This window comes from Candidatus Symbiopectobacterium sp. NZEC135, from assembly GCF_025962695.1.
This window is the reverse complement of sequence record NZ_JAGFPF010000431.1, coordinates 1-1,410: the sequence shown is the minus strand read 5'-3', so window position 1 is coordinate 1,410 and position 1,410 is coordinate 1. Positions and strand designations below refer to the sequence as shown.

Below are 1,410 nucleotides of genomic sequence, written 5' to 3'. Positions count from 1 at the left end.
AATAAGCTGAATCTTTCCAGCAAGAATTTTCAGGATTTAGGTATCAGTGCCTTCCGCGAGGGTAGACGCCCTTCGTTAGCCGATATGCTCACCGCAATAGATGAAGGACAGATTGCGGCAGGTTCAACCATTATTATTGAAGCATTGGATCGCCTTTCACGACGAGGTATCGATGCCACACAGGAAACGGTGAAAGAAATTCTCCGTAAGGATGTGCAAATCGTTAGTTTGTCCGATAGCTTGGTTTTGACTAAAAGCAGCCTGAATGACTTACAAAGCGTGATTCGTATCGCCTTAGCCGCCGACCTTGCTCACAAAGAATCAGAGCGCAAAGCACTACGCCTACGGCAAACCAAAGGACAGCAGAGACAGAACGCACTTAACGGCATACCTATCAATAAAATCCTCCCTTTCTGGCTACAGCGCACTGTAAAGGGATACGACTTCAGTGAAAAAGCGGAAACAGCTAGGCTGATAGTTAGACTAAAGCAGGAAGGAAAAGGCAGCAACATGATAGCTAAGGTGCTCAATAAAAAGGGCATCGCAGGGATTCGTGCTGCACAATGGAATCACGCTTCGATAACCAAAACAATAAAGAACCCTGCGCTATACGGTGCCTATCAGACCGGTGAAACGACCAACGAAAGAGAAATGATTCAACTAGAGCGAGTAGAAGGATACTACCCTGCCCTAATAAGCAAAGATGAATGGCTATTACTTCAATCTGACCAAAGCAAATCCAAGCGGTCTATTGCGATGCGGATGCGGTGGTGCATTAGTAAAAAGAAAGCATACAGTAAAAGGGAAACTGTACGTCTATCATGGTTGCTTAAACGCCAAAGATGGGCGTTGTTCGCAAAATCTTTCAATCAAAGGGTTAGATGAAGCACTAGCAACAATACTAGGTCGGCTTGAGTTCAAAAAGGTTGTTACACCTGATCAATCAATCTATCTTGAAAGGCAACAACTTGAAAATCGCATAGCTAAGCTGAACAATAAACTTGTCTGTCATTAAAACCATCGGTGACATGGAAGCACGAGTAAAAAAAATAACTGAGGAGATAGAAAAAGGCGAGCGTGAACAGCGGGGTATTAACGCTGTTAATAGCGCAAAACTATCAAGTATTACTGATAGTTTAGAGCTTAACCTCTTGTTAAAACGAGTTTTAAAAAGCATCACTGTAACTCGGTCAGGGCTTGGTTGGGCGGTTATAATTTATCATCTATCGGGTGATACACAGAGCTTCATGCTCGATAATGGAAAACTCAGATTTGTGAGCGACTCGATTGCTCTGAGAAAGTTATTGGCTGAATACACCTCAGACGATCAAACATCATCTTATGAACCAATTGATGATTAGATACACATCTTAATGCTCTTACATTAATTACGGATAGAAGGTATTAAAT

General features: G+C 42.4%; 2 protein-coding genes and 1 pseudogene. All 3 read left to right on the top strand.

Annotated features, from left to right (window positions below; genetic code table 11):
- Positions 1-6: 6 nt before the first annotated feature.
- Positions 7-675 (top strand): annotated as a pseudogene (locus tag J5224_RS27590) (recombinase family protein); the annotation flags it as partial.
- Between the two features lie 28 nt (positions 676-703).
- Positions 704-1,015: a recombinase zinc beta ribbon domain-containing protein gene (locus tag J5224_RS35890; protein ID WP_413544732.1), complete on the top strand. Its 312-nt coding sequence runs from the start codon at positions 704-706 to the stop codon at positions 1,013-1,015.
- On the top strand, positions 1,002-1,361 hold the full coding sequence (locus J5224_RS27585; RefSeq protein ID WP_264628325.1) for a hypothetical protein: 360 nt from the start codon (positions 1,002-1,004) through the stop codon (positions 1,359-1,361). The genes J5224_RS35890 and J5224_RS27585 overlap by 14 nt, the downstream gene beginning before the upstream one ends.
- The last annotated feature ends 49 nt before the right edge of the window (positions 1,362-1,410 follow it).

Bases quoted from the DNA above. Each gene is read 5' to 3' on its own strand.
- J5224_RS35890 (WP_413544732.1), top strand. From the start codon at position 704: ATGAATGGCTATTACTTCAATCTGACCAAAGCAAATCCAAGCGGTCTA.